The 23,599-nt window shown below is 71.6% G+C and carries 27 protein-coding genes and 1 pseudogene; 23 read left to right on the top strand and 5 right to left on the bottom strand.

Going from position 1 to position 23,599, the window contains the following annotated elements:
* The 12 genes and pseudogenes from IRZ18_02395 to IRZ18_02340 all read left to right on the top strand — a co-directional run.
* On the top strand, window positions 1-567 hold a 567-nt coding region (locus IRZ18_02395; GenBank protein MBX5475958.1), incomplete at its 5' end, for an FAD-dependent oxidoreductase.
* Window positions 567-1,331 carry a succinate dehydrogenase/fumarate reductase iron-sulfur subunit gene (locus IRZ18_02390; GenBank protein MBX5475957.1) on the top strand — a complete coding sequence of 255 codons (765 nt, stop codon included), beginning with the start codon at window positions 567-569 and terminating at the stop codon, window positions 1,329-1,331. The genes IRZ18_02395 and IRZ18_02390, both read left to right, overlap by 1 nt.
* Window positions 1,328-1,726 carry a succinate dehydrogenase, cytochrome b556 subunit gene (gene sdhC, locus IRZ18_02385; protein ID MBX5475956.1) on the top strand — a complete coding sequence of 133 codons (399 nt, stop codon included), beginning with the start codon at window positions 1,328-1,330 and terminating at the stop codon, window positions 1,724-1,726. The genes IRZ18_02390 and sdhC overlap by 4 nt, the downstream gene beginning before the upstream one ends.
* A gap of 5 nt (window positions 1,727-1,731) precedes the next feature.
* On the top strand, window positions 1,732-2,088 hold the full coding sequence (locus IRZ18_02380; protein ID MBX5475955.1) for a hypothetical protein: 357 nt from the start codon (window positions 1,732-1,734) through the stop codon (window positions 2,086-2,088).
* Window positions 2,089-2,158: 70 nt separating this feature from the next.
* On the top strand, window positions 2,159-3,154 hold the full coding sequence (gene dhaK / locus IRZ18_02375; GenBank protein MBX5475954.1) for a dihydroxyacetone kinase subunit DhaK: 996 nt from the start codon (window positions 2,159-2,161) through the stop codon (window positions 3,152-3,154).
* A gap of 56 nt (window positions 3,155-3,210) precedes the next feature.
* A complete protein-coding gene (gene dhaL, locus IRZ18_02370; GenBank protein ID MBX5475953.1) occupies window positions 3,211-3,825 on the top strand; it encodes a dihydroxyacetone kinase subunit L in 615 nt (204 codons plus the stop codon).
* A gap of 80 nt (window positions 3,826-3,905) precedes the next feature.
* Window positions 3,906-4,298: a hypothetical protein gene (locus IRZ18_02365; protein MBX5475952.1), complete on the top strand. Its 393-nt coding sequence runs from the start codon at window positions 3,906-3,908 to the stop codon at window positions 4,296-4,298.
* A gap of 54 nt (window positions 4,299-4,352) precedes the next feature.
* On the top strand, window positions 4,353-5,336 hold the full coding sequence (locus IRZ18_02360; protein MBX5475951.1) for a lysine exporter LysO family protein: 984 nt from the start codon (window positions 4,353-4,355) through the stop codon (window positions 5,334-5,336).
* Window positions 5,337-5,559: 223 nt separating this feature from the next.
* Window positions 5,560-6,429 (top strand): annotated as a pseudogene (locus tag IRZ18_02355) (DMT family transporter).
* Between the two features lie 61 nt (window positions 6,430-6,490).
* Window positions 6,491-7,477: an NAD(P)H-quinone oxidoreductase gene (locus IRZ18_02350; GenBank protein MBX5475950.1), complete on the top strand. Its 987-nt coding sequence runs from the start codon at window positions 6,491-6,493 to the stop codon at window positions 7,475-7,477.
* 4 nt (window positions 7,478-7,481) lie between these two features.
* On the top strand, window positions 7,482-7,832 hold the full coding sequence (locus tag IRZ18_02345; protein ID MBX5475949.1) for a nucleotide pyrophosphohydrolase: 351 nt from the start codon (window positions 7,482-7,484) through the stop codon (window positions 7,830-7,832).
* Between the two features lie 2 nt (window positions 7,833-7,834).
* On the top strand, window positions 7,835-8,512 hold the full coding sequence (locus IRZ18_02340; GenBank protein ID MBX5475948.1) for an MBL fold metallo-hydrolase: 678 nt from the start codon (window positions 7,835-7,837) through the stop codon (window positions 8,510-8,512).
* A 38-nt stretch (window positions 8,513-8,550) separates the two neighbouring features.
* Here the strand turns inward: IRZ18_02340 and IRZ18_02335 are convergent, their stop codons facing one another.
* From IRZ18_02335 to IRZ18_02325, 3 genes are read right to left on the bottom strand one after another with little or no spacing between them, the layout of a single operon-like run.
* Window positions 8,551-9,783 carry a DNA polymerase IV gene (locus IRZ18_02335; GenBank protein ID MBX5475947.1) on the bottom strand — a complete coding sequence of 411 codons (1,233 nt, stop codon included), beginning with the start codon at window positions 9,781-9,783 and terminating at the stop codon, window positions 8,551-8,553.
* Between the two features lie 14 nt (window positions 9,784-9,797).
* On the bottom strand, window positions 9,798-10,007 hold the full coding sequence (locus IRZ18_02330) for a hypothetical protein (GenBank protein ID MBX5475946.1): 210 nt from the start codon (window positions 10,005-10,007) through the stop codon (window positions 9,798-9,800).
* A 27-nt stretch (window positions 10,008-10,034) separates the two neighbouring features.
* Entirely contained in the window at window positions 10,035-12,095 is a 2,061-nt protein-coding gene (locus tag IRZ18_02325) for a DUF4910 domain-containing protein (GenBank protein ID MBX5475945.1), read from the bottom strand.
* A gap of 103 nt (window positions 12,096-12,198) precedes the next feature.
* On the opposite strand from IRZ18_02325, the gene IRZ18_02320 reads away from it, so the two are divergent.
* The 9 genes from IRZ18_02320 to IRZ18_02280 all read left to right on the top strand — a co-directional run bounded on the left by IRZ18_02320 (window position 12,199) and on the right by IRZ18_02280 (window position 20,125).
* Window positions 12,199-13,311, top strand: a complete 1,113-nt coding sequence (locus IRZ18_02320; GenBank protein MBX5475944.1) for an aminopeptidase P family protein — start codon at window positions 12,199-12,201, stop codon at window positions 13,309-13,311.
* Window positions 13,308-14,624: an adenylosuccinate lyase gene (locus tag IRZ18_02315; protein MBX5475943.1), complete on the top strand. Its 1,317-nt coding sequence runs from the start codon at window positions 13,308-13,310 to the stop codon at window positions 14,622-14,624. Before IRZ18_02320 ends, IRZ18_02315 begins: the two co-directional genes overlap by 4 nt.
* Before the next feature lie 315 nt (window positions 14,625-14,939).
* Window positions 14,940-15,509, top strand: a complete 570-nt coding sequence (locus IRZ18_02310) for a translation initiation factor IF-3 (GenBank protein MBX5475942.1) — start codon at window positions 14,940-14,942, stop codon at window positions 15,507-15,509.
* A gap of 13 nt (window positions 15,510-15,522) precedes the next feature.
* Window positions 15,523-15,717 carry a 50S ribosomal protein L35 gene (gene rpmI / locus IRZ18_02305; GenBank protein ID MBX5475941.1) on the top strand — a complete coding sequence of 65 codons (195 nt, stop codon included), beginning with the start codon at window positions 15,523-15,525 and terminating at the stop codon, window positions 15,715-15,717.
* 18 nt (window positions 15,718-15,735) lie between these two features.
* Entirely contained in the window at window positions 15,736-16,089 is a 354-nt protein-coding gene (gene rplT / locus IRZ18_02300) for a 50S ribosomal protein L20 (GenBank protein ID MBX5475940.1), read from the top strand.
* 145 nt (window positions 16,090-16,234) lie between these two features.
* Window positions 16,235-17,575: a Trk family potassium uptake protein gene (locus IRZ18_02295; GenBank protein MBX5475939.1), complete on the top strand. Its 1,341-nt coding sequence runs from the start codon at window positions 16,235-16,237 to the stop codon at window positions 17,573-17,575.
* Window positions 17,576-17,591: 16 nt separating this feature from the next.
* Window positions 17,592-18,269 carry a TrkA family potassium uptake protein gene (locus IRZ18_02290; GenBank protein ID MBX5475938.1) on the top strand — a complete coding sequence of 226 codons (678 nt, stop codon included), beginning with the start codon at window positions 17,592-17,594 and terminating at the stop codon, window positions 18,267-18,269.
* A gap of 8 nt (window positions 18,270-18,277) precedes the next feature.
* Window positions 18,278-19,105 (top strand): RNA methyltransferase, encoded by an 828-nt coding sequence (locus IRZ18_02285; protein ID MBX5475937.1) that lies wholly within the window; start codon window positions 18,278-18,280, stop codon window positions 19,103-19,105.
* Between the two features lie 93 nt (window positions 19,106-19,198).
* Complete coding sequence (locus IRZ18_02280) at window positions 19,199-20,125, top strand: proline dehydrogenase family protein (protein ID MBX5475936.1); 927 nt, start codon at window positions 19,199-19,201, stop codon at window positions 20,123-20,125.
* A gap of 95 nt (window positions 20,126-20,220) precedes the next feature.
* Here the strand turns inward: IRZ18_02280 and IRZ18_02275 are convergent, their stop codons facing one another.
* Together IRZ18_02275 and IRZ18_02270 are read right to left on the bottom strand one after the other, a co-directional pair.
* Window positions 20,221-20,997, bottom strand: coding sequence for an enoyl-ACP reductase (locus tag IRZ18_02275; GenBank protein ID MBX5475935.1), 777 nt, complete (start codon window positions 20,995-20,997; stop codon window positions 20,221-20,223).
* A gap of 156 nt (window positions 20,998-21,153) precedes the next feature.
* Complete coding sequence (locus IRZ18_02270) at window positions 21,154-22,014, bottom strand: DegV family protein (GenBank protein ID MBX5475934.1); 861 nt, start codon at window positions 22,012-22,014, stop codon at window positions 21,154-21,156.
* A 247-nt stretch (window positions 22,015-22,261) separates the two neighbouring features.
* Here IRZ18_02270 and IRZ18_02265 point away from each other — a divergent pair, with 247 nt between their 5' ends.
* Window positions 22,262-23,227: a peptidylprolyl isomerase gene (locus IRZ18_02265; GenBank protein MBX5475933.1), complete on the top strand. Its 966-nt coding sequence runs from the start codon at window positions 22,262-22,264 to the stop codon at window positions 23,225-23,227.
* Window positions 23,228-23,287: 60 nt separating this feature from the next.
* On the top strand, window positions 23,288-23,599 hold a 312-nt coding region (locus IRZ18_02260), incomplete at its 3' end, for an MFS transporter (GenBank protein ID MBX5475932.1).

Raw genomic sequence — 23,599 nt, 5'->3', positions numbered from 1 at the left:
GCCGGGCCCTGGGCGGGCCGCGTGGCGGCCCTCGCCGGCGTGAGCGTTCCGGTGCAGCCCAGCGCAGGCGTCATGGTGGCGCTGGCGCAACGCCTCAACCAGCGCGTGATCAACCGCCTGCGGCCGCCCGGCGACGGGGACATCATCGTGCCGCAGCGTCTGACGTCGATCATCGGCACGACCTCGTGGAACGTGGAAAGCGGCGACCGCATCCCGGTGCCGCCGGACCACGTCCGGCGGATGATCGACGAAGGCGCGAAGCTGATCCCGGCCGTGCGGAGCGCGCCGATCCTTTCCGCGTTTGCGGCGGCGCGCCCGCTCGTGGCCGGGAACAAGGAGAGCGACGGGCGCGAGCTGTCGCGGGGGTTCCAGGTGTTCGACCACGGTCGCGGGGACGGGGCGGACGGCCTGTTGTCCGTCGTCGGCGGCAAGACGACGACGTCGCGGCTGATGGCGGAGATCGTCGGCGACCGCGTCTGCGAGAAGCTGGGCGTCCGCCGGGAATGCCGAACCAAGGAGCTGCCGCTCTTGCCGTTCTACCGGTTCCGTTGGCAGGGGGGAAGCTGATGCCCGAGGTGGAGCTCACCGTGCGCGTGCTGCGCGGGCTCGCGCGCCCATCGGCGGCGCGGGGCGGCCGGTATGAGTCGTACACGCTGCCGGCGGACGCGGACTGGTCGTTGCTCGACGTTCTGGAGGCGCTGCAGGCCGGTCCGGCGCCCGACCTGATGTACCGCCACTCCTGCCACCACGCGTCCTGCGGAACGTGCGCGCTGCGCGTGGACGGGCGGGATCGCCTGGCGTGCCTCACGACCGTCGGCCAGATCGCCGCCGGCAAGCTGCGCGAGCGCAGCGGCCACGGCAAGGACTACCGCCTGCCCGAAGGCGCCCGCGCCACCGTCACGCTGGAGCCCTTGCGAAACTTCCCCGTGATGGGCGACCTGGCCGTGGACTTCGGCGAATTCTATGGGAAGCTCGACGCCGTCGACGCGGACCTCGTCGCCGGGCACGGGGAGGACGACACGCACTTCGAACACTGCATCACGTGCGGGGCGTGCATGTCCGCGTGCCCCATCGTGGCCAGCGACCTGCAGTACCTGGGCCCGGCGCCGCTTGCGCTGGCGCTGCGCGGGCTCAAGGATCCGACGAAGCCGGGCGACGACGACCGCCGCCTGGCAGCCGCCGACCAGCCGCACGGCGTGTGGCGCTGCCACCACGTGTTCGAGTGCACGGCGGCGTGCCCGGCGGGGGTGGACCCGGGACAGGCGCTGATGGAGCTGCGCGCGCACCTGGTCCGGCGGCACCTTGGCCTGGCGGAGGGGGCGAAGCGATGAGCGACCGGCACGCGCGCCGCGACGCGGACTGGCGCGCTTGGTTCGCGCCGCGCGGCCGCCACACCGGCATGTGGGCGTTCGTGTTGAACCGCGTCACGGGGCTCCTCCTGCTCGCCTACGTGTTCGCGCACCTCGCCGTGCTCTCGGCGCTGTTCCAGGGTCCGGCCGGCTACGACCGGCTGGTGCGCTGGATGAGTTCCTGGCCGTTTCTTCTCTTCGACGTCGCCCTTGTCGCGGTGCTCGTCGTGCACGGCCTGAACGGGGTGCGGCTGGTGTTCGTGGGGCTCGGCGTCGGCAGCCACCGCCAGCGGCAGTGGTTCTGGGCGGCCATGGGCGCGGCGACGGTCATCTTCGCGTACACGACGTACCTGATCCTGGCGCCGGCCTGGAGGTGAGGGCGGTGGGACAGCGGGGCTACTCCGTCTGGACGTGGCTGCTGCAGGCGTTCACCGGGCTTCTGCTCGTCGTCCTGATCGCCCTGCACATGATCGCGAACCACTTCGCCAAGCATGGCCTTCTCACGTACCGCGACGTGGCGGCGCTCTTCGCGAACCCGTACTGGCTGGTGCTGCAGCTGGCCCTGCTCTTTGCCGTGATCTACCACGGCCTGAACGGCCTGCGCGCCGTGATCCTGGACGCCGGACTGTCTCCGGCGGCCGCGCGCCGCCTGGACTGGGCGCTGGTCGTCCTCGGCGCGGCGATGGGCGTCTACGGCGTGTGGCTGGCACTGTCGATCGGCGGCTGGCTGGGGGCTTGAGCCCCGAACAGCGAAGCGGCGGCGGCCGGCGGAGGCCGGCTGTCCATTTCGAGCGATGGAGGGGGACGCGATGAAGAAGCTGATCAACGCCGTCGAGGACATCGTCCCGGAGATGCTCGAGGGCCTCGTGCGGGCGCACCCGGACCGGCTGCGCAAGCTCGAGGGGCACAACGTCATCGTGCGCAAGGACGCGCCCGTCCAGGGCAAGGTGGGCCTCGTCTCCGGCGGCGGCAGCGGGCACGAGCCGGCGCACGCGGGCTACGTCGGGCCGGGCATGCTGGACGCGGGTGTCGCGGGCGAGGTGTTCACCTCGCCGACGCCCGAGCCGGTGTTCGAGGCGATCAAGGCGGTGAACGGCGGCCGCGGCGTCCTGCTCGTCATCAAGAACTACACCGGAGACGTGATGAACTTCGAGATGGCGGGCGAGATGGCGGCGGCCGAGGGCATTGAGGTGGCGAGCGTCGTCGTGAACGACGACGTCGCGGTCCAGGACAGCCTGTACACGACCGGCCGCCGCGGCGTGGCCGGCACCGTTTTCGTGCACAAGATCGCGGGTGCGCGCGCGGCGGCGGGGGGCAGCCTGCAAGAGGTGAAGCAGGCTGCGGAGCACGTCATCGCCAACGTGCGCTCGATGGGCATGGCGCTTTCGCCGTGCACCGTGCCCGCGGCGGGCAAGCCGGGGTTCGAGCTGGGCGAGGACGAAATCGAGATCGGCATCGGCATCCACGGCGAGCCGGGCGTGCAGAAGGGCAAGCTGATGCCGGCGTCCGCCATCGTGGACATGATGCTCGACCGCATCCTCGCCGACATCGACTACACGGGGCGCGAGGCGGCGCTCATGGTCAACGGCATGGGCGCGACGCCGCTGATGGAGCTGTACGTCGCCACGCGGGCCGCGCACCTCCGCCTGGACCGCGAAGGCGTGCGCGTGTACCGTACCTATGTGGGCAACTTCATGACGTCGCTGGAGATGGCCGGGTTCTCGCTCACCCTTCTCCGGCTGGACGACGACCTGAAGAAGCTCTTGGACGCGCCGGCCGACACGCCGGCATTCAAGCAGAGCTGAACGGGAGCATGACCGTGGACGGCGTACAGGAACTCGACGGCGCGCGGATCTGGCGCATGGTGGAGCGCATGGCGGCGAAGGTGGCCGAGCGGCGTGATGAGCTCACGGAACTCGACCAGCCGATCGGCGACGGCGACCACGGCATCAACCTGCACCGCGGCTTCCAGGCGGTGCTGGCGAAGCGCGACCAGCTCGCCGGGCAGGCGCCCGGCGCCATGCTCAAAGGGCTCGCGATGACGCTGCTGTCCACCGTCGGCGGGGCGTCGGGCCCGTTGTACGGCACATTCTTCCTGCGCATGGCGACGGCCGTGGGCGATGCCCCGACCGTCGACGCCGCCACCCTTGTCACTGCGTTCGAGGCGGGCCTCGCGGGCGTGAAGGAGCGGGGCAAGGCGGAGCCGGGCGACAAGACCATGGTCGACGCCTGGACGCCGGCGGTGGCCGCCATGCGAGAGCGGCTGGCGGCAGGCGGCGGCGTCGCGGAAGTGCTTGCGGCCGGGGCGGACGCCGCGGAAGCGGGCGCGGAAGGGACGCGGCCGCTCGTCGCGCGGCGGGGACGGGCCGCGTACCTGGGCGAGCGCAGCGCAGGCCATCAGGACCCCGGGGCGACGTCGTCCGCGCTCATCCTGCGGGCGATGAGCGAGGTTGCGGCCGAGGAGGGCGACGCGTGACGGCGGCGCGCGGCGGGGGCGCCGGCGCGGACGCCGCCGGCCGTGGCGCGGCGGGCGAGAGCGCCGCTGGCCCCGGCACGGTGGCGCTGCTCGTCGTCAGCCACAGCCGCACGCTCGCGGAGGGTGTGCGCGAGCTCGCGGCGCAGATGGCGCCTGGCGTCCGCATCGCCACCGCCGCGGGCGCCGTGGACGGCGGGCTTGGCGTCGATGTGGCGCGGATCGCCGCGACCATGCAGGAACTCGCCGAGGCCGGCGACGTCTGCGTGCTCGCCGACATCGGCAGCTCGGTGATGGGCACGGACGCGGCGCTGGAGCTGGTGCGGGAGGACCTGCGAGGCCGCGTGCGGTTCGCGGACGCGCCGCTCGTGGAGGGCGCGATCGCGGCGGCGGTCATCGCCTCGACCGGCGCCGGGCTCGACGCCGTCGTCGCGGCCGCGGAGGAGGCGCGCGGCGCGCGCAAGCAGTCGCTTTAGCACGGGCGCGCGTCCCGTCCGCGGAACGCGCGCCCACGGTTGGGCGGATCGAGGATCGTCACCGTCATCGTCTCGCTGGTCATCGGCGTCGCCGTGCATGTCACGGGAGCGGACCGGCGCGTGCCGGCGGCCGTCTGGCCGCTGTGGGTGCGCGTCACGCTCTCGCTTTTGCTTCTCGCCATCGGGCTCCACATGGGGATGACGCCGGAGGTGGCGAGAAGCGTCGCGCTCCTCGGCGGACAGGCGGCTGTCTTCGCCACGGTCACGGCCGGCATGGCCTTCGCGTTCGGGTACGCGGCCGCGACGCTCCTCGGAGCTGCCGCGGGCGGCGCCCCGGCCGGCGTGTCTCTGGAAGTGCCCGGGCCCTCGCCGGGGGCGTCGCGCCCTCGCGACCGCAGCACGGCGCGTGGCGCCGCCCTGCGCCTCACGTGGCTCGCCGTGACCTCCGTCGCGGTCGGGTTTGCCTTCGGTGCAGCCGCGGGGGGCCGCCTCGAGGGACTCGGCGTCCAGGTCGAGCCGGCCATCACCGTGCTCCTGGGACTGTTGCTGGTCGCCATCGGCCGCGACCTGGCGGTGGAGTGGAGCGCCGTGCGCACCTTCATCCTCGCGCAGGGCTGGCGTCTCCTGGTGTGGCCGCTTGCCGGCGCGGCCGGCAGCCTTGCCGGCGCGTGGGCGGCCGGCCGGCTCATGGGCCTTCCGCCTTCACTTTCCCTCGCCATTGGTGGCGGGTTCGGGTGGTACAGCCTGACAGGGGTCCTCGTGACGCACCTTGTGGGACCGGGGCCCGGCGCGCTGGCGTTCCTGGCCAATGTCCTCAGGGAGACCCTCACCGTGCTGGCCGCACCCGCCCTGGGCAGCCTCCTTCACCCCTCGAGGCGCTGGCTTGCGGTCCTGCCGGGCGGGGCGACGACGATGGACACGACCCTTCCCGTCCTTGCCGCCGCGACCGACGCGCCGACGGCCGCGTTCGCGTTCGCGCACGGGTTGCTGCTCACGGCGCTTGTGCCGTTTCTCGTTCCCCTGTTGTTGTCGCTGTGAGGTGAATTCAGAATCGCCGTCCATTGTTCCGGGGTCACGAGGGACGCCTCCTGACTGCAGGATCACGAGCCCGCGCCGGCACGGATACGGGCGGGCAATCACAGCGCAAGAACTCGAAAGGCGGAGAAGACGGCGCGGTGGTACAACGTAGTACAGCCGGCCGGCACCGTGCGAAACGGGGGCGTTCGACGTGAACACGAAGCAATGGGCCTTCCTTTTCACCCTGGCCGCACTGTGGGGCGGGTCGTTCCTGTTCATCCGCGTGGGGGCGCCCACCCTGGGACCCGTCGTCCTGATGTGGTTGCGCGTGGGAATCGCCAGCGCAGCGCTTGGCGTGTTCGCCGCGCTCAGCCGCCGCAGGCCGGCCGTGGCGGGCAAATGGAAGTCCTACCTGGTCCTCGGCCTTCTGAACGCCGCCGTGCCCTTTTCGCTGATCGCGGCGGCGGAACTGCGTCTCTCCTCCTCCCTGGCCGCGATCCTCAACGCCACCACGCCGCTCTTCACGGCGCTCGTGACGCGCGTATGGACGGGCGACCCGCTCACGCCGCGGAAGGCGGGCGGACTCGTCCTCGGGATCCTCGGCGTGGCGGTGCTGGTCGGGTGGGAGCCGGACCGTCCCGATGGTCGGCTCCTCGTCTCGGCCGCGATGTCGCTCCTGGCCGCGTGCTCGTACGCCGTCGCCGGGGTGTATGCCTCCAGAGCGTTCAAGGGGGAGCACCCCCTGGACATGGCCATCGGGCAACAGCTCGCGGCCACCGTAATCCTCTTGCCGTTCGCCTGCGCCGCCTTGCCCCGCGCCGCGTGGTCGCCGGTTGCCCTCATGGCGGTGGCGGCGCTGGCCGTCCTGTGCACGGCGGTGGCCTACCTCTTCTTCTTCGCGCTGATCCGTGACGTCGGGCCGGTGCGGGCGCTCAGCGTGACGCTGCTCGTTCCGGTGTTCGGGACCGCGTGGGGGGCCCTGTTCCTGGGAGAGCCGCTGTCGTGGAACGTGATCGCCGGCCTCGCCCTCGTGCTCTGCAGCGTCGCGCTCGTCGCGCGCGCTCCCGCAGCGCCGGTCGGCCGCCCCGGAGCGGCGGCCTCGCCCGCACGGTAGAGGCGCAGGCCCGGCCGCGCCTCGCCAGCCCGTGGTATGTTGGGCGGGGGAGGGAACGCGGGTGAAAGCCATCGTGCTCGAAGGCCACGGCGGACCGGAGGTGCTGCGCTGGCGCGAGGTGCCGGATCCGGAGCCGGCCGCGGACGAAGTGCGCGTGCGTGTGCGCGCCACAGCGGTGAACCGGGCGGACATCCTCCAGCGCATGGGCGGCTACCCGCAGCCGGGATCGCGGCCGGAAGTGGAGATTCTGGGGCTGGAGTACGCCGGCGAGATCGACGCGGTCGGACGCGACGTCCACGGCTTCCGCCCCGGTGACCGCGTCATGGGCCTCCTGGCCGGCGGCGGCTACGCCGAATACGTCACCACCCACCACCGGCTGCTCATGCCGATCCCTGACGGGCTGTCCTTCGAGGAAGCCGCCGCCATCCCCGAGGCCTGGCTGACGGCCTATGACGCGCTGTTCGCGTGGGCGGGCGCGCGGATGGGCGACCGCGTGCTGATCCACGCCGGAGGAAGCGGCGTCGGCACGGCGGCGACGCAGCTCGCGCGGGCGATCGGCGCGACGGTCTGGACGACGGTCGGCAGCGCGGAAAAAGCGGAGCGCTCGCGGGCGCTGGGTGCGAAGCGGGCGATCGTCTACCGGCAGGAGGACTTCGTGGCGGTTCTCCGTGAAGAGACCGGCGGGCGCGGCGCCGACATCATCCTCGAGTTCGTCGGCGCGCCCTACCTGGCCCGCGACATCGAGGTCGCGGCCGTCGGCGGCCGCATCGTCGTGATCGGCACCATGGGCGGCAGCCACGCCGAGGTTCCGCTGGGTCCGCTCCTCGCGAAGCGGGTGCGCATCCAGGGCACCACGCTGCGCAGCCGGCCGCTGGAGGCGAAGGCGGCGCTCACCCAGGACTTCGCGGCCCACGCATTGCCGCTGTTCGCCGAAGGCGTCCTGAAGCCGGTCGTCGATCGCGTCTTCCCTGTGCAGGAGGCGGCGGAGGCCCACCGGTACATGGAAGCGAACCGCAACTTCGGAAAGATCGTCCTCCGGGTGGGCTGAGACCGTGTCGCTGAAGGATCTGCAGGCCGAAATCGACGAGTACATCCGCCCGTTCGCCGACGGCTATTGGCCGCCGCTCGCCAACCTGGCGCGGCTGACCGAAGAGGTGGGGGAACTCGCGCGGGAATTGAACCACCGCTTCGGCCCCAAGACGAAAAAGCGCGACGAGGCGGACGGCTCCCTCGCCCTTGAGCTGGGGGACATCCTCTTCGTCGTCGGCTGCCTCGCCAACCAGCTGGGCATCGATCTGGACGACGCCTTCCGCCGCACCCTGGAGAAGTACCGCACCCGCGACCGCGGCCGCTGGGCGTTGAAGGACGGCGAGGGCGCGAGCGGAGGGGAAGGGGAGGCGTGACGATGCGGCTCGGCGACTTCGACGTGGAGGTGCGCGTCCTGGGCCCATTTCAGGAGAACGCGTACCGGATCACGCATGTGCCCAGCGGGCGCGCGGCGGTCGTGGACCCGGGCATGGCTCCGGACGAGGTCATTGCGCGGCTGGCGCGCGGCGTGGACTGCATCCTCCTGACGCACGGCCACCTGGACCACATCGCCGGCCTGCCGGCGGCGAAGGCGGCGAGCGGCGCGCCGGTCGTGGCCGGCCGGGGCGAGGCCGAGTTTCTCCGCGACCCGGAGCTGAACGGTTCGGCGCGCTGGCCGGAGCTGTTCGGGGCGCCTCTGGTCCTGGATCCGCCGGATCGAGAGGTCGCGGACGGCGAGGAACTGGAGCTCGGCGGCGGCCGGCTGCGCGTGTGGCACGTGCCCGGCCACACGCCGCACCACGTGGTCTACGCGCTCCTCGACGGCGCGGGGAACCCGGTCGGCGTGATCGCGGGGGACACGCTGTTCGCGGGGTCGATCGGACGCACGGACCTGCCCGGTGGCGACATGGCCACGCTCCTGCGCTCGATCCGCGAGAAGCTCCTTTCGCTGCCGGACGACGTCGTCGTCTGCCCCGGGCACGGCCCGTGGACGACGGTTGGACGCGAGCGCTTCGGGAATCCCTTCGTGGGGAGCCGGGCGCGCTTTCCCGTGTGAGGGACGGCCGGGCCGGGGATCGCGGCCGCGCGACGGCGTCACCGCTTTCTGCGGCCCATCAGCGCCCGGGCGCGTCGCAGCGCGGCCGGCCCGAAACGACGGCGCACCGCGTCCATCGCGGCGTCGAGGGCCTCGGCCGTCTCGGGCGCGACCGGCCGCGACACCTGCGTGCCGGGCGGCGCCTGCGGCCGCTCGTCATCCGGCGCGAAGAGGGACACCTGGACGAACCGGCCCGGCCAGACCAGGTTCGAGACGCCGATCCCCAGGAGGCGGATGGGCCTTCGCACGTTCACCCGGTCGAGGAGACGGGCGGCGGCGGCGTACACGTCCGATGACGTGCGAACCGGCTCGGCGAGCGTCTCGGACCGCGTCACCACGCGAAAGTCGGCGTACTTCACCTTCAACGTCACCGTCCGTCCCCGGGCGCCCTCGTGGCGCAGGTCGAGCGCGACCTCCTCTGCCAGCGCCGCCAGTTCCGCAAGGCACGCCTCCCGCCCGGAGATGTCCGCCTCGAACGTCTCCTCGCGGCTGACCGACTTCGGCGTGCCCGGGGACGTCACCGGGCGATGGTCGACGCCGCAGGCCATGAGGTGGAGGGCGTGCCCCCACGCGCCCACCGCCCGCACCAGGGCCTGCGGGCCGGCCGCGGCCAGGTCGCCGGCCGTGCGCCAGCCGAAGCGGCGCAGCCGCGCCGCCGTCTTCGGCCCCACGCCCCAGAGCCGTTCCAGCGGCAGATCGCGGAGCACCTCCTGCGCGCGGCGCGGGTCCACGGCGGTGAACCCGTCGGGCTTGTCCATGTCGCTGGCGAGCTTGGCGAGAAACTTGTTGTAGGACAGGCCGATCGAGACGGTGACGCCGATGGTCTCGCGGATCCGCCGCTTCAGTTCCAGGCACGCCTCGACGGGATCGCCGGGGACGCCGGTCAGGTCGAGAAACGCCTCGTCGAGGCTGAGCGGTTCGACCCGGTCCGTCAGCTCGGCGAACAGCGCCCGCATCTGCCGGCTGGCCGCGGCGTACTTGTCCCGGGCGACGGGCAGGAACACGGCGTGCGGGCACCGGCGGTACGCTTCGGCGAGCGGCATGCCGGAACGGATGCCGTACTCGCGGGCGACGTAGTCGCACGTGGCGACGACGCCGCGGCTGCGGGGGGAGCCGCCGACGACGACCGGCTTGCCGGCCAGTTCCGGCCGGTCGCGGATCTCGATCGCGGCGAAAAACGCGTCGGCGTCCACATGGGCGATGACGCGCGGCCAGGAGGACGTCGCGTCCATGCCTGCGCCTCCGCCTAGCGCGACGTGAGAAGGTTGTAGACGAACAGCAACGCGAAGATGACGGCCCACAGCGTCAGGCCGCGCGCCCAGGAGGCGCGCGGGCCCGGCCGCCCGGCGCGCGACGCCTCGTCAAGGCGGCGGAAGCGCTCCGCCTGGCGCTGGCGCTCCCGGCGGCGCCGCTCCCGCTCCCGCCTGTACCGCTGCAGGTCCGTCACCTGGCTCATACGTCCATTGTACGCTCCGCCGGGCCGCTATACGAACTCGACCAGACCGAGCCGCGCGAGCAGCGCCACGTAGCCCATGGTGAACTCGTCGTCGCGGACGCCGGTGTCCCACTCGGCGGCCTCGCTGACCTCCGCCACCATGCGCGTGCCGTCCATGTAGTAGTCCAGGATGTGCGTGGCGTGCGCCCACGCCGGGTGCGCGTCGACGAACGCGTCCCACGCGTCCTGCTCCTTCAGCGACAGCGCGGCGAGGTGGCCGCGCAGCCACACGGGGCCGGGGTGGACCCGGCGGATGCGCGCCGCGAAGTCGGGGAAGGGCCACCCGGTGGCGGCGAGGAGCCCGTCCAGCGTCGCGGCCGCGGCGCGGACGTTCGGCCCGGCGGCAGGGCCGCCTGGGGATGCGGTCGTCCCGGACCCGGCGCCGGATGCCTCTCTGGCGCGCCACGCCGCCGCCTCCGCTTGCCACACCGCCTCCAGCGCCGCGCGCGCCGGCGCCAGCGAGGCGCGGAACGCCTCGCGCTCCGCCTCCGGCACGAGCCGCGCGAGGTCCTCCAGCGCTTCCAGCTGCCGGTCCTTCCGGTAGCGCAGGTACCGCTGCAGCCGCCCGCCGCGCCAGCCCTGCGCCCAGCGCGTCTCCGCGTCACGGTGCAGCTCGGCCGGCATGGCGGCCGCCATCTGCGCCGCCAGCCAGGCGGCCTCGGCCGCGCCGGCCGCCGCGGCGAACTGGATGTAGGCGGCGGCGATCGTCGCCGAACGGGCGAGCATGTCGGGATCGACCTTGTCGAGCGTGTCGGCGCTCGTGTGGTAGAAGCGGTCCGGCCAGTGGATGAGCATGGGTGTCGGCACGCCCACGAGCGGATCCGAGAGGATCATGTGGTCGCTGCCCCCGGAGAACGGCGTCTCCGTCCAGCGGATGGCGGGCACGCGCCGCTCGCCGCCCAGGGATTCGCGCTCGTTCGCCACGGCCGCGACCGCCTGGGCGAGAAGGTAGCCCACGAAGGACGGCGTCGCGAGCGGCGGGTGCTCGGCCGTCAGCGCCCCGCCCGTCTTGCGCTCGTCCTCGCCGACCATGTCCAGGTTCAGCGCCGCGACGGCGCGCCGGTAGGCCGGCTCGCCCACTTGCGCGAGGTAGGCGGTGGTGCCGGTCATCTCCGGCATCCACAGGAACCGCACGCCGCGGCGCCGCGGCGCGAGGCGGCCCTCGGCCGTCGCGCGCGAGAGCGCGGCCGCGGCCGCCAGCGCCGCCGCCACGCCGGACGCGTTGTCGTTGGCGAAGGGCGCCGGGTGGCACAGGTGGGCGACGCACCACACCTCTTCCGTGGCCTCGGGGTCTGCCGCTGGAAGGAAGGCGTCGACGATCTCGATCTCCCCGTCTTCGAACTCCGCCTCCACGCGGGCGCGGACCCGCAGCGGCCGGCCGGCGGCGGCCGCCTCCGCCGCGCGGCGGCGCAGCGTCTCACCCTGCGCCGGCGTCAGCACGAACCCGAATCCCTTCGGCTCCTGGCCCTCCCACCAGAACGACGTGTACTGGCGGTGATCCGCCAGGTCCGCGCGGGAACGCAGGCCGGGAATTTCGTTCATGTTGTCGAAGAGCAGGCCCAGCGCGCCGCGCTCAAGCACGGCCAAGCGGTGGATGCGCATCGCGTCCCCGCGGACGAGGACGATCTTCCCGGCGACGTCGACGCCGTCCCACGATTGCGGCCGGTTCGCCTCGTCGACGACGACGAGATCAGCCTCGACGCCGCCTGGCGCCGTGGCGGCGCTCCGTTGCACAATGGAAACCGGATCCTCCGGGAACGCCGCGAGCGTTTCCAAGGACCCGTCCGGCAGGAGGAGCTCGCAGCGAGCCGAACGGCAATGCCAGGCCGGGAACAGGGTCTGGGACCACATCCGGCCGGAGCCCGCGCGAAGGCGGTGACGGCTGACGCGCAGGCCGAGCTCCCTCGCCCGCCGCTCCACGTAGTCTGCGGCCTCGTGGAACCCGGGGCTGTTCTGGATGCGGTGAAAGCGGCTCACGGCCGCGACGTCGGCCAGCGCCTGGTCGCGGTCGACGGCCGGACGAAGAGCGTCAACGATCTCTCTGAGCAACGACAACACTCCCCGAGGAGCACACTTTCGCGGGGCACGGGGGCGATCCTTCGCGCGTCCCCATGCCGAGTGTAACGCCCGGGGGCACGGGAGGCCCATCACGATGACGGATTCCGGTGCGCGGATCGCGCGCTTGCAGGCGGAGCTGCGGGCAAAGGGCTGGCGGGCGGCGTTCGTCGCCCCGGGCGACGACCTCCGTTACCTCGCCGGATTCTCCACCACGGCGGACGAGCGTCCGGCCTTTCTCGCCGTCACTCCGGACGATGCGGCCTGGCTCATGCCCGCCCTGAACCGGGAGCAGGCGGCGGCGCACAGCCCGCTGCCCATGTTTGCGTACACGGACGAAGAGGGGCCGGGGGTGGCGCTGTCGGCTCTCTTGGCGGCGTTGCGCCTCGATGCGTCCGGAGAGGGACCTCTCGGCGTGAACGACGACATGCGCGCCGACTTCCTCCTCCTCCTTCAGCGGGCCGTGCCGGGCGGCCCCTGGTCGCCGGCCGGCGAGATCATCGGTCCCCTGCGCATGATCAAGGACGCGGGCGAGATCGAGCGGATGGAGCGCGTGGCGGCCCTGACGGACCGCGTGCTCGACAGGGCCTTCGCCGCCGTGCGGCCGGGCGTGACGGAGCGGGAATTGCAGCGCGTCGTCGAGCAGGCGTTCGCGGACGAGGGCGCGGACGAGATGACGTTCTGCATCGTCGGGTCCGGCCCGAACAGCGCCTACCCGCACCACCACACCAGCGCGCGGGCGGTGCAGGCCGGCGAGCCGGTGATGTTCGACATCGGCGGGCGCAAGGACGGCTACTGCTCCGACATCACGCGCATGGTCTTCGTGGGCGAACCGCACGAGGAGTACCTCAAGGTGCACGCTGCCGTCGAGGCGGCCGTCCAGGCGGCGTTCGCGGCGGCGCGACCCGGCGCGCCGCTGCGGGCGGTGGACGAGGCGGCCCGCAAGGCCATCGACGCCGCCGGCTACGGCCCCTACTTCGTGCACCGCACGGGCCACGGCCTCGGCGTGTCCGTGCACGAGCCTCCTTCCGTGCATGGCCGCAACGAGACGATCATCCGTGAGGGCATGGTGTTCACGATCGAGCCGGGCATCTATCTGCCCGGCAGGTTCGGCGTCCGTCTGGAGGAGGTCGCCGTCGTGGAGCGCGACGGCGCTCGCCGGCTCAGCGGGCGCACGAGGGACGCGGTCGTCGTCCCGGACGGCGCATGATCGCCCGCTACACGCGCCCGGAAATGGCGGCCGTGTGGGATCTCGAGCGCCGGTACCGGCTGTGGCTCGAGGTGGAGATCGCCGCCATGGAGGGCTGGGCGGAGCTGGGCGTCGTGCCGCGGGAGGCCGTGGAGGCGGTGAGAGCGCGCGCGCGCGTCGACGTGTCGCGCATCCTTGAGATCGAGCGAACGGTGCATCACGACGTCATCGCCTTCATCACGGCCGTCGGGGAGACGGTCGGCCCGGAGGCGCGCTGGTTCCACTACGGCCTGACGTCGACGGACGTCGTCGACACGGCGCAGGCGCTCCAGTTGCGCGACGCGTGCGACCTGCTCATCCGGGGCGCGGACAACCTGCGAGCGGCGCTGCGGGAGCAGGCCCTGCGTTGGAAGCACCGGCCCGTCATCGGCCGCACGCACGGCGTGCACGCGGAACCGACGACGCTCGGTCTCAAGTTCGCGTCCTTCTACGCGGAGATGGGGCGCAACGTGGAGCGCCTGCGGCGGGCCAGAGAGGCGGTCGCCGTCGGCCAGCTGAGCGGCGCCGTCGGCACCTTCGCCGACGTCGACCCGCGCGTGGAGGCGTACGTGTGCCGGAAGCTGGGTCTTCAGCCGGAGCCGGTCAGCACGCAGGTGCTGCCGCGCGACCGCCACGCCGAGCTGCTCGCCACGCTGGCCGTCGTCGGCGGGACGCTGGACCGCCTGGCGACGGAGATCCGTCACCTGCAGCGGACGGAGGTCCGCGAGCTCGAAGAGCCGTTCCGCGGCGGGCAGAAGGGCTCGTCGGCGATGCCGCACAAGCGCAACCCTGAGAAGGCGGAGCGCGTCTCCGGACTGGCGCGCCTTCTCCGGGGATACGCCGTGGCCGCCTTCGAGGACCAGCCGCTCTGGCACGAGCGGGACATCAGCCACTCCTCCGTGGAGCGCGTCATCCTGCCGGACGCCACCATCGTGCTCGACTACATGCTGAGCCTCATGACGGAGATCGTGTCCGGCCTGCACGTCCACGAGGAGAACATGGACCGCAACCTCGCCCTCACCGGCGGCCTGATCGCGTCCCCGCGGCTGCTGCTGGCGCTGGTCGAGGCCGGGATGACCCGCGACCAGGCGTACGAGCTCGTCCAGTCCGAGGCCATGGCCGCCTGGCGCGACCTGCCGAAGGGCGGCCCGACCTTCCGCGAGCGCATCGAGAACCATCCGGAGGTGCGCGCGCGGCTCGGCCGCGAGCAGATCGCCCGCGCGTTCGACGTCGCCGGGTATTTGAAGTGGGTCGACTTCATCTTCGACCGTGCCGGGCTGGGCGCCTCGACCTGAACGTGGCGGCAGCCGCGTGAGAAGCGTGGCGCACCCGTCGCACAGACCCGATGCAGTCGTTCGCACCCATGATGATTGTGCGCCGGCGGGATCTGTGCTATCGTCATACCGACGTGTGGCTACAAGCAGAAGCGCGCCGCTTCTCACCCGGCGACGCCGCCGCGAGGTCGTGTCCGCGCGGCCGGGGCTGTCCGCCGGGTCAGCCGCCCGGACGCCGGTGGGGCGCGGTCATTCCGTGTCCGGCGTCGTGCGCGGCGATGGGAAGCGAGCGGTCATGACCCGCTCGCTTTTATCTTTCCAAGGAGGTGCAGCCGCATCAGCCGGGACCAGCGAGTCAACGAAAACATTCGGGTCCGCGAAGTCCGTCTCATCGATGAAAACGGAAACCAGCTCGGTGTGATGCCGACCAGAGAGGCCTTGCGGATCGCGCAGGAGCGGGGGCTCGACCTCGTCGAGGTGGCCGCGCAGGCCAACCCGCCCGTGTGCCGCATCATGGACTACGGCCGCTTCAAGTACGAGCAGTCCAAGCGCGAACGCGAAGCCCGCAAGCGCCAGCACATCGTCGACATCAAAGAGGTCAAGCTGCGCGTGAACATCGATGAGCACGACTTCGAAGTCAAGGCCAAGAACGCGCTGCGCTTCCTGAAAGACGGCGACAAGGTCAAAGCCACGATCATGTTCCGCGGGCGTGAGATCGTCCACGCGGAGCTCGGCCGGCAGGTGCTGGACCGCCTGGCCAAATACGTGGAAGCGTACGGCATGATCGAGCAGCAGCCCAAGGTGGAAGGCCGCAACATGGTCATGGTCTTCGCGCCCAGGCCGCAACGCGAACGCGAACGGGCCGGTCACGCCGAGAACGCCGAACGGCCGGGCGTGACGGGCTGAAGGGGGTCTTGCGATGCCGAAGATGAAGACGCACAAGGGCGCCGCGAAGCGCTTCAAGAAGACCGGCGCAGGCAAGTGGCGGCGCAATCGCGCCAACCGCATTCACCGCCACACGAAGGACGCGGCGGCGAAGCGCGCGCTGGGTAAATGGCTGACCGTCGACAAGACGGACGCGAAGCGGATCGAGCGGCTGCTGCCGTACGACTGAGAGGGAGGACACGCAGGTATGGCTCGCGTGAAGAGAGGCGTCACGGCGCGGCGCCGCCACAAGAAGATCCTCAAACTTGCCAAGGGCTACTGGGGCGCGAAGCACCGCCTCTTCCGTCCCGCCAACGAGCAGGTTCTCAAGTCTTTGCATTACGCGTACCGCGACCGCCGCGCGCGCAAGCGGGACTTCCGCCGGCTGTGGATCGCGCGCATCAACGCGGCGGCGCGGTTGAACGGCCTCTCGTACAGCCGGTTCATCAACGGATTGAAGCGGGCCGGCATCGACATCAATCGGAAGATGCTTGCGGACATCGCCGTCCGCGACGCGGCCGCGTTCTCCCAGCTGGTGGCCAAGGCCAAGGAAAGCCTGTGATCTCTCGGCGCGAAGGACCCGGGCGAGACCGGGTCCTTCGGGCTTTTTTGTTGCAGGCCGCCTGGTGGCACCATGGTGAGAGGGCGGAGGAGGCGTTCGCTTGCAGGTCGAGTCGGAACCGTCGTCGCAACGGCGTCATCGCGGGCTGCTGGTCGAGCGCAACCCCGCGCGCATCGTCGTGCTCTCGTTTGCCGCGGCGATCGCCGTCGGCACGCTGCTTCTGCTGATCCCGGCCGCGACCGCGCCCGGCGAGCGCACGGACGCGCTCACGGCGCTGTTCACCGCGACGACCGCCGTCTGCGTCACGGGCCTCACCGTGGTCGACATGTCGAAGCACTGGTCGCCCTTGGGACAAGCCATCATTCTGCTGCTCATCCAGGTCGGCGGCCTGGGCATCATGACGATGTCGACGCTCCTCTTCTTCTTGTTGGGGCGGCGCATCACGTTGCGAGAGCGGCTGCTGATCCAGGAGGCGCTCGGGCAGGAGTCGCTGTCCGGCATCGTGCGCCTGGCGCGCAGCATCCTCTTGACGACGTTGACGATCGAGACCCTCGGCGCGCTGATCCTCACGGTCCGCTGGGCCTTCGACTACCCGTGGCCGCGGGCGCTCTGGTACGGCGTGTTCCACGCCGTCTCGGCCTTCAACAACGCCGGCATCGACATCTTCGGCCCGAGCATGATGCCGTACGTGGGCGACCCGGTCGTCAACCTCACGATCTGCGGCTTGATCGTCATCGGCGGCATCGGCTTCACCGTCATCATGGACGTGTTGTACGCCAAGCGCACCGGCCACCGGCTCACGCTGCACTCAAGGATGGTTCTCATCACCACGGCGACGCTGATCGTGGCCGGCTTCGTCGTGATTCTCCTCGCGGAGTGGTCAAACCCCAAAACGCTCGGCGGCCTGCCGGTCGGCGCGCGCCTCTGGGCGGCCTTCTTCCAGGCGATCGTGCCGCGCACGGCGGGCTTCTTCAGCGTGGACATCGGCGCGCTCCACCCGTTCACGCTGTTGTTCATGGTCGTGCTGATGTTCATCGGAGCCTCGCCGAACTCGACGGGCGGCGGCATCAAGACGACGACGTTCAGCGTCGTGGCGCTGACGGTCTGGGCGACCATCGCGGGCCGCGAGGACGTGACGGTCGCAGGCCGGCGGCTCCACTGGAGCGTCGTGAACCGCGCGATCGCGATCGCGGTGACGGCCTTCACGCTGGTGATCGCCGTGGCGGGGGCACTGCTCTTCATCCAGGGCGGGCCGTTCCTGAACCTCCTCTTCGAGACGACGTCCGCCTTCGGAACCGTCGGGCTGTCCGCGGGCGTGGGCACCGGCTCGCTCACGCCCACCTTGAACAGTTGGGCGCGGCTGCTCATCATTGGCATGATGTTCATCGGGCGGGTCGGCCCGCTGACGGCGGCCCTCGCCATCGCGCGCCGGCAGCGGCGCAGGCCGCTGTACCGGCTGCCGGTGGACCGCGTGATGGTCGGCTGATCCGGCATCGGAGGAGATGGGCAGGGTGAGACGGGAATTCGCGGTACTCGGGTTGGGACGGTTCGGCTCCAGCGTGGCGCGCACGCTCTTCCACCTCGGCCACAACGTGCTGGCGGTCGATGCGGACGAGTCGCGCGTGCAGGCGATGGTCGACCACGTCACGCACGCGCTGCAGGCCGACCTGACCGACGAGGCGACGCTCAAGTCGCTGGGCCTGCGCAACTTCGAGACGGTGGTCGTGGGCATCTCCAGCGACATGGAGGCCAGCATTCTCGTGACGCTGATGTGCAAGGAACTCGGCGCGCGCAACGTCGTGGCGAAGGCGGCGAGCGACCAGCACGGCAAGGTGCTGGCGCGGATCGGCGCCGACCGCGTGATCTTCCCCGAACGGGACAGCGGCGCGCGGCTGGCGCACAGCCTCGTCACGCCGAGCCTGCTTGACGCGATCGAACTGACCCCGGACGTGAGCGTGGCGGAGATCACGGCGGGGAAGGCCCTTGCGGGCCGGTCGCTTCGTGACCTGGACCTGGCGCGGCGGTTCGGTGTGACGGTGGTCGCCCTGCGTCGCGGCGCCTCGATCCGCGTGCCGGTGCCTGCGGACGACAAGCTGACGCACGGGGATGTCCTGGTGGCCGTCGCCCGCAACGACGACCTGGCCCGGCTGCAGGACTTCCAGGACCAGGCGGGCGAGTGAGGCGCGACATGGCCGGACCCGTGGGAGAGACGGCGCCGCAGATGATCTCAAGCCCACGCAACCGGGAAGTCTTGCGCGTCGTCCGGCGGGGGCGGGACGCGGCGGCGCGCCGCCGCGAGGGGCTGCTCGTCGTCGAAGGTCCCAAGCTCGTGGATGAGTTGCTGTCGCGCCTGGGTCCGCAGGCGGTGGAGCGGGTGTACGTCAGCGCGGAGTTCGCGGAAGGCGACGGCTCCCGATGGGTCCGGCGCTGCCCGGTGCCGCCGGTCGTCGTCGCGCCGGCCGCCTTCCGCCGCATGGCGGACACGCGGACGCCGCAGGGGGTCCTGGCGCTCGCGCGGCGTCCGCGCCACGCCGCGGCCGGCCTGTGGCGCGCCGCCGGCGCCGTCCTGGCCCTGGACGCGGTCCAGGATCCGGGCAACGTCGGCGCGCTCGTGCGGGCGGCCGCGGCGTTTGGGGCGGCCGGCGCGGTGCTCGGCCCGGGCTGCGCCGACCCGTGGGGCCCCAAGGCGCTCCGTGGCGCCATGGGCGCCGCGTTCAGCCTGCCGCTCGTCGAGGCGGCCGATCTCGCCAAAATGCTGAGCGAAGCGCGCGCCGCCGGGCGGCGGGTCGTGGCGCTGGACGCGCGCGGTGCGGAGCGCCTCGACCGCGTCCCGCTCGACCGTGCCGTGCTTCTCTTGGGGAGCGAGGGCCGCGGTCTGGGCGAGGCCGCCGCGGCGGCGGACGTCGTCGCGCGGATTCCGTTCGCGGATGGCATGGAATCGTTGAACGTGGCGACGGCCGCCGCCGTCGCGCTGTATGAGGCGGCGCGCCAGGTCCGTGAAGAGCGCGGCCCCTGACGGGTCCTCGGCGGTCGAGGGCGAAGAGCCGCGCGGTGGAGACACTTGGAACGCGGCGCCCGGCGGGGCGCCGGAACAGGGGAGGCATCTTCGTTGGCCAGTCTCGGTCGGTGGGTGTTCTTACGCTTGTCGCACAGCCAGAGGGCGGCGCGTTGGGCGGAGCGGATCGGTGGCGACCTGGCGCGGCGCTTCGTCGCCGGCGACACGCTCGAGGAGGCCGTGCAGGAGGTTCGCCGCCTCAACGAGCGGGGCTTCGCCGTCACGCTGGACCATCTCGGGGAAAGCGTGCGCGACGCGGCAGAGGCTCGCGCCGCCGCCGCGGAGTACGTCGACGCCGTCCGGGCGCTGATCGACCACCGGCTCCGCGCCACGGTCTCCTTGAAGCTCACGCAGATGGGTCTCGACATCGACCGCGAGCTCTGCGCGGAGAACGTCCGCCGGATCCTGGAGGCGGCGAAGCCGGCCGGCATTCTCGTGCGCATCGACATGGAAAGCTCGGCGTACACGGACGTCACGCTGGAGCTGTACCGCGCGTTCCGCGCCGAGGGCTTCGACAATGTCGGCATCGTCCTGCAGGCCTACCTCCGCCGCAGCCTGGACGATCTCCGCGCGCTCGCGACGCTGCGCCCGCACGTCCGCATCGTGAAGGGCGCCTACGACGAGCCGCCGCACCTCGCCTACCAGGGCCGCGACGCGATCCGCGAGGCGTACAAGCGGCTGCTCGACGAGGCGTGGACGGCCTGCGAACGCGTGGCGATCGCCACCCACGACGACCTGCTGATCGATTACGCGGTGGAGGCCGCGCGCCAAAGGAACGTGCCGGACGACAAGTACGAGTTCCAGATGCTCTACGGCGTTCGGCCGGAGCTCGCCGAGGCGGTCCTCCGCAGGGGCTACGGCGTCCGCATCTACCTTCCGTACGGCCGCGACTGGTACCCGTACTTCATGCGCCGCCTGGCGGAGCGGCCCAGCGACGCCTGGCGCTTCGCCCGCGCGATCTTCGGCGGCCGGTCCCGGTAGCCGCGCCGCGCGGTCCGCGGCCGACGGCGCGGCCACGAGGGAGCCGGCGCCGGCCCGTTGCGGCGGCGCCGGCGCGCCCCTCGCCCGCGGCCGCGTCACGCGCCCATGATGTGGTATCCGGCGTCGACGTACAGGACCTCCCCCGTGATGCCCCTGCCCATGTCGCTGAGCAGGAAGACCGCGGCGTCGCCGAGTTCCCGGCCCTCCGTGTTGCGCCGCAGGGGGGACTTTTCGGCGTGCATCTTGAGCGCTCCCGTGAAGCCGGAGATGCCGCGAGCGGCGAGCGTGTTCATGGGCCCGGCGGAGATGGCGTTGACGCGGATGCCGCTGGGGCCGAGATCGCTCGCGAGGTAGCGGACGGACGCTTCCAGCGCGGCCTTGGCCACGCCCATCACGTTGTAGTTCGGCATCACCTTCTCCGCCCCGTAGTAGCTCATCGTCACGATGGACCCGCCGGACGGCATCAGCGGCCGCGCGGCCCGCGCCAGCGCGACCAGCGAGTACACGCTGACGTCCAGGGCGATGCGGAACGCGTCCCGCGACGTGTCGACGTACGCGCCCTCGAGAGCTTCCCTCGGCGCGTAGGCGATGCTGTGCACGAGAAAATCGATGGTGCCGAAGGCGCGCCCAAGCTCTTCGAAAAGGGCCGCGATCTGCGCGTCGTCCGTCACGTCGCACGGGAAGACGTGGGGGATGGCGAGCGACTCCGCGAGCTTGCGGACGCGGTCCTCGACGCGCTCGGACTCAAATGTGAGCGCGACCTGCGCCCCGGCCTCATGCAGGCTCTGGGTGATGGCCCAGGCGATGCTGTGCCGGTTGGCGACGCCCAGCACGACGCCCCGCTTGCCGGCCATGGGTCCTTGCGATGACATGCAGGATTCCACCGTCCTCCGTGTCCTTGAATGGCATGCCGGCCGGATCGGCCGGCAGCGTGCCCTTTCGTTGCCGACCGGCCGGGCTCCTTGGGCATCCTACCGCAACGGGAAGGGTTGCGGATGCCGACCGCGGAGAGGTTCGAGTTCGAGTGATCATTCGACGACCGGGCAATAGCCGACGCCGAGCATGCCCGGGCCGATGTGCACGCCGACGGCGGGGCTGATGGTCCACGTGTGCGCCTCGGCCACGCTGTACTCGTGGCGCAGGCGCTCCAGGAGGGCGGCCGCCTCGTCTTCGGCTCCGGCGTGATCCACGACGACCATCAGCGGCGTGTCGCGGTCGCACCCCATCTCTTGCAGGTCGCGTCGCATGATGTTCAGCATCTTCTCGATGGTGCCGGCGCGCGTCTCGTCCTTGTCGAGCGGCTGCCACCCCCGCCCGGAGATGCGCAGGACGGGACGATAGCCCTCCAGCGAGCCGACTTCCGCCTCCATGGCGGCGAGCCGGCCCCCACGCCGCATGAACTCGATGGTGTCGGCCACCGCGACCATTCGCGCCGTTCCCAGGACCTTGTGCACGAGGCGCAGCACCTCGTCCAGGTCGGCGCCGCGCCGCGCAGCCCGCGCGCCGGCGAGGACGGCCAGACCCTCGGGCACGAGAATGGTGCCTGCGTCGATGAGGGTGACGGGCAATCCCGTAGCGTCGATGGCGAGTTGCGCCGCGCCGTAGGTGGTGCTGAGCACCCGGCTCAGGCTCACGGCGACGATCCGCTCCCCGACCTGCGCGGCTCGTTCGTAGGCCGCGGCCCAATCGTTGGCGTTGCAGCCGGCGGTGGTGACCCGCCGGCCGTCGCGCAGCGCCCGGTAGACCGTCCGGATGTCGACGTTCACCCGGTCCCGGTATTCCTGGTCGTCGATGATCACGTGGACCGGCGCCAGATGGATGTCCAGTTCCCGGCACAAGTCCTCCGGGATATCGCAGGCCGTGTCGCTGACGAGGGCGACGTTTCTCACACGGGATCCCCTCTCGCATCCTCCGCCTGCCGGTACATTCCACACGGCGATGCGCGTTCCTTGAGACGCGGCTGCGGGCTCGGGCGGGTGCAGGAATGCCCGCGCTTTTGCGTTCGCGTCTGCGCTCCGGTACGATGAAGCGGTACGCCGTCGCGCATTGCGGCGCGCGGCGGCGAATCGAGCCTCACGAAGGCCGTGCCGGCGTCGCGCCGGGCCGCGGGCCGGGACGGGGCAGAGAAGGAGCGCGATGTCCATGGATCGTGTGGAACCCCAGCCCGCCGCGGCTCCGGAACCGGTTTCGCCGCCGTCCGCGCGCAGGCGCACGCTGGCCGCCGTCGTCCTGGCCGGCGTGTCCGCGGCGGTGCTGCTCGCCGCCGTCGTCGTGGCCATGGCCGGCCGGTCTTCGGAGGCCGTCGCGACGGTCAACGGCGAGGCGATCACCAAGGACGAGCTCTACCAGCGGCTCGTGCAGCAGAACGGCCAGCAGGTGCTGGACCAGATGATCACGGAGCGGCTCATCGACCAGGAAGCGAAGAAGAAGGGCGTGACGGTGACGCCCGCGGACGTGGACCGGGAGATTCAGCGGATCAAGTCGCAGTTCGCGTCCGACGACGAATTCCAACAGGCGCTCGCGTACAACGGGATGACCGAAGACGACCTCCGCGCCTCCGCGCGGCTGAACCTGGAGATCCGCGGGATCCTCGCGCCCACGATCCACGTCACGGATGCCGGCCTGCAGGACTTCTTCCAGAAGAACCACGACCGGTACGACCAGCCGGAGCAGGTGCGGGCGAGCCACATCCTGGTCGACACACAGGAGAAGGCCGCACAGATCAAGGACGAGCTGGCGCATGGAGCGAAGTTTGCCGATCTCGCCAAGAAGTACTCGCTGGACACGACGACGAAAGACCAGGGCGGCGAGCTCGGCTGGTTCACGAGAGGGAAAATGACGCCCGCTTTCGAAGATGCAGCCTTCAAGCTCCAGGTGGGCCAGGTGAGCGACCCGGTCCAGACGGAATACGGCTGGCACCTGATCCTCCTTGAGGAGCGGAAACCGGCGGTGGCGGCGAAGTTCGAGGACGTCAAGGATCGCGTGCGCCAGGACTACATTGATGACCAGGTGGCGCAGGCGTCGGCCGATTGGCTCGCGCAGCTGCGGTCGCAGGCGAAGATCGTGAACCGGCTCGCGGATGCGGGCGCGGTGTCGCGCTGACGGTCGCCGCGTAAGCGTCTGGACGGAGCGGCCGCCACGCGGAGCGGGAGGAGGCTGTCCGTGAGCCTCTGGCGGCACAGGGACTTCCTCAAGTTGTGGATCGGGGAGACGGTCTCCGTCCTCGGTTCGCAGGTGACGCAGCTCGCGCTGCCCCTCGCGGCCGCCGTGATGCTGCACGCCACGCCGGTGCAGATGGGGATCCTGGGCGCCGCCGACACGGCGCCCTTTCTCTTGATCGCGCTCTTCGCGGGCGCATGGGTGGACCGCATGCACCGGCGCCGCGTGATGATCGTCGCCGACTTCGGCCGGGCGCTGCTGCTGGGCGTCGTGCCGGTCGCGTACCTCGCCGGGTGGCTGAGCCTCGAACTCCTC

Source organism: Clostridia bacterium, assembly GCA_019683875.1.
In the GTDB taxonomy this organism is placed as follows: domain Bacteria; phylum Bacillota; class Sulfobacillia; order RBS10-35; family Bu92; genus Bu92.
The sequence above is the reverse complement of the archived record's forward strand: the minus strand, read 5'-3'. Positions and strand labels throughout refer to the sequence as shown.

What these genes read in the sequence shown, in the direction of transcription:
- IRZ18_02340 (MBX5475948.1), top strand. Translation starts at nt 7,835, where the DNA reads ATGCGGCTCGGCGACTTCGACGTGGAGGTGCGCGTCCTGGGCCCATTT.
- IRZ18_02390 (MBX5475957.1), top strand. Translation starts at nt 567, where the DNA reads ATGCCCGAGGTGGAGCTCACCGTGCGCGTGCTGCGCGGGCTCGCGCGC.
- IRZ18_02290 (MBX5475938.1), top strand. Translation starts at nt 17,592, where the DNA reads ATGGGCAGGGTGAGACGGGAATTCGCGGTACTCGGGTTGGGACGGTTC.
- IRZ18_02335 (MBX5475947.1), bottom strand. Translation starts at nt 9,783, where the DNA reads ATGGACGCGACGTCCTCCTGGCCGCGCGTCATCGCCCATGTGGACGCC.
- IRZ18_02320 (MBX5475944.1), top strand. Translation starts at nt 12,199, where the DNA reads ATGACGGATTCCGGTGCGCGGATCGCGCGCTTGCAGGCGGAGCTGCGG.
- IRZ18_02275 (MBX5475935.1), bottom strand. Translation starts at nt 20,997, where the DNA reads ATGTCATCGCAAGGACCCATGGCCGGCAAGCGGGGCGTCGTGCTGGGC.
- IRZ18_02265 (MBX5475933.1), top strand. Translation starts at nt 22,262, where the DNA reads ATGTCCATGGATCGTGTGGAACCCCAGCCCGCCGCGGCTCCGGAACCG.
- rplT (MBX5475940.1), top strand. Translation starts at nt 15,736, where the DNA reads ATGGCTCGCGTGAAGAGAGGCGTCACGGCGCGGCGCCGCCACAAGAAG.
- dhaK (MBX5475954.1), top strand. Translation starts at nt 2,159, where the DNA reads ATGAAGAAGCTGATCAACGCCGTCGAGGACATCGTCCCGGAGATGCTC.
- IRZ18_02315 (MBX5475943.1), top strand. Translation starts at nt 13,308, where the DNA reads ATGATCGCCCGCTACACGCGCCCGGAAATGGCGGCCGTGTGGGATCTC.
- dhaL (MBX5475953.1), top strand. Translation starts at nt 3,211, where the DNA reads ATGGTGGAGCGCATGGCGGCGAAGGTGGCCGAGCGGCGTGATGAGCTC.
- sdhC (MBX5475956.1), top strand. Translation starts at nt 1,328, where the DNA reads ATGAGCGACCGGCACGCGCGCCGCGACGCGGACTGGCGCGCTTGGTTC.
- IRZ18_02285 (MBX5475937.1), top strand. Translation starts at nt 18,278, where the DNA reads ATGGCCGGACCCGTGGGAGAGACGGCGCCGCAGATGATCTCAAGCCCA.
- rpmI (MBX5475941.1), top strand. Translation starts at nt 15,523, where the DNA reads ATGCCGAAGATGAAGACGCACAAGGGCGCCGCGAAGCGCTTCAAGAAG.
- IRZ18_02330 (MBX5475946.1), bottom strand. Translation starts at nt 10,007, where the DNA reads ATGAGCCAGGTGACGGACCTGCAGCGGTACAGGCGGGAGCGGGAGCGG.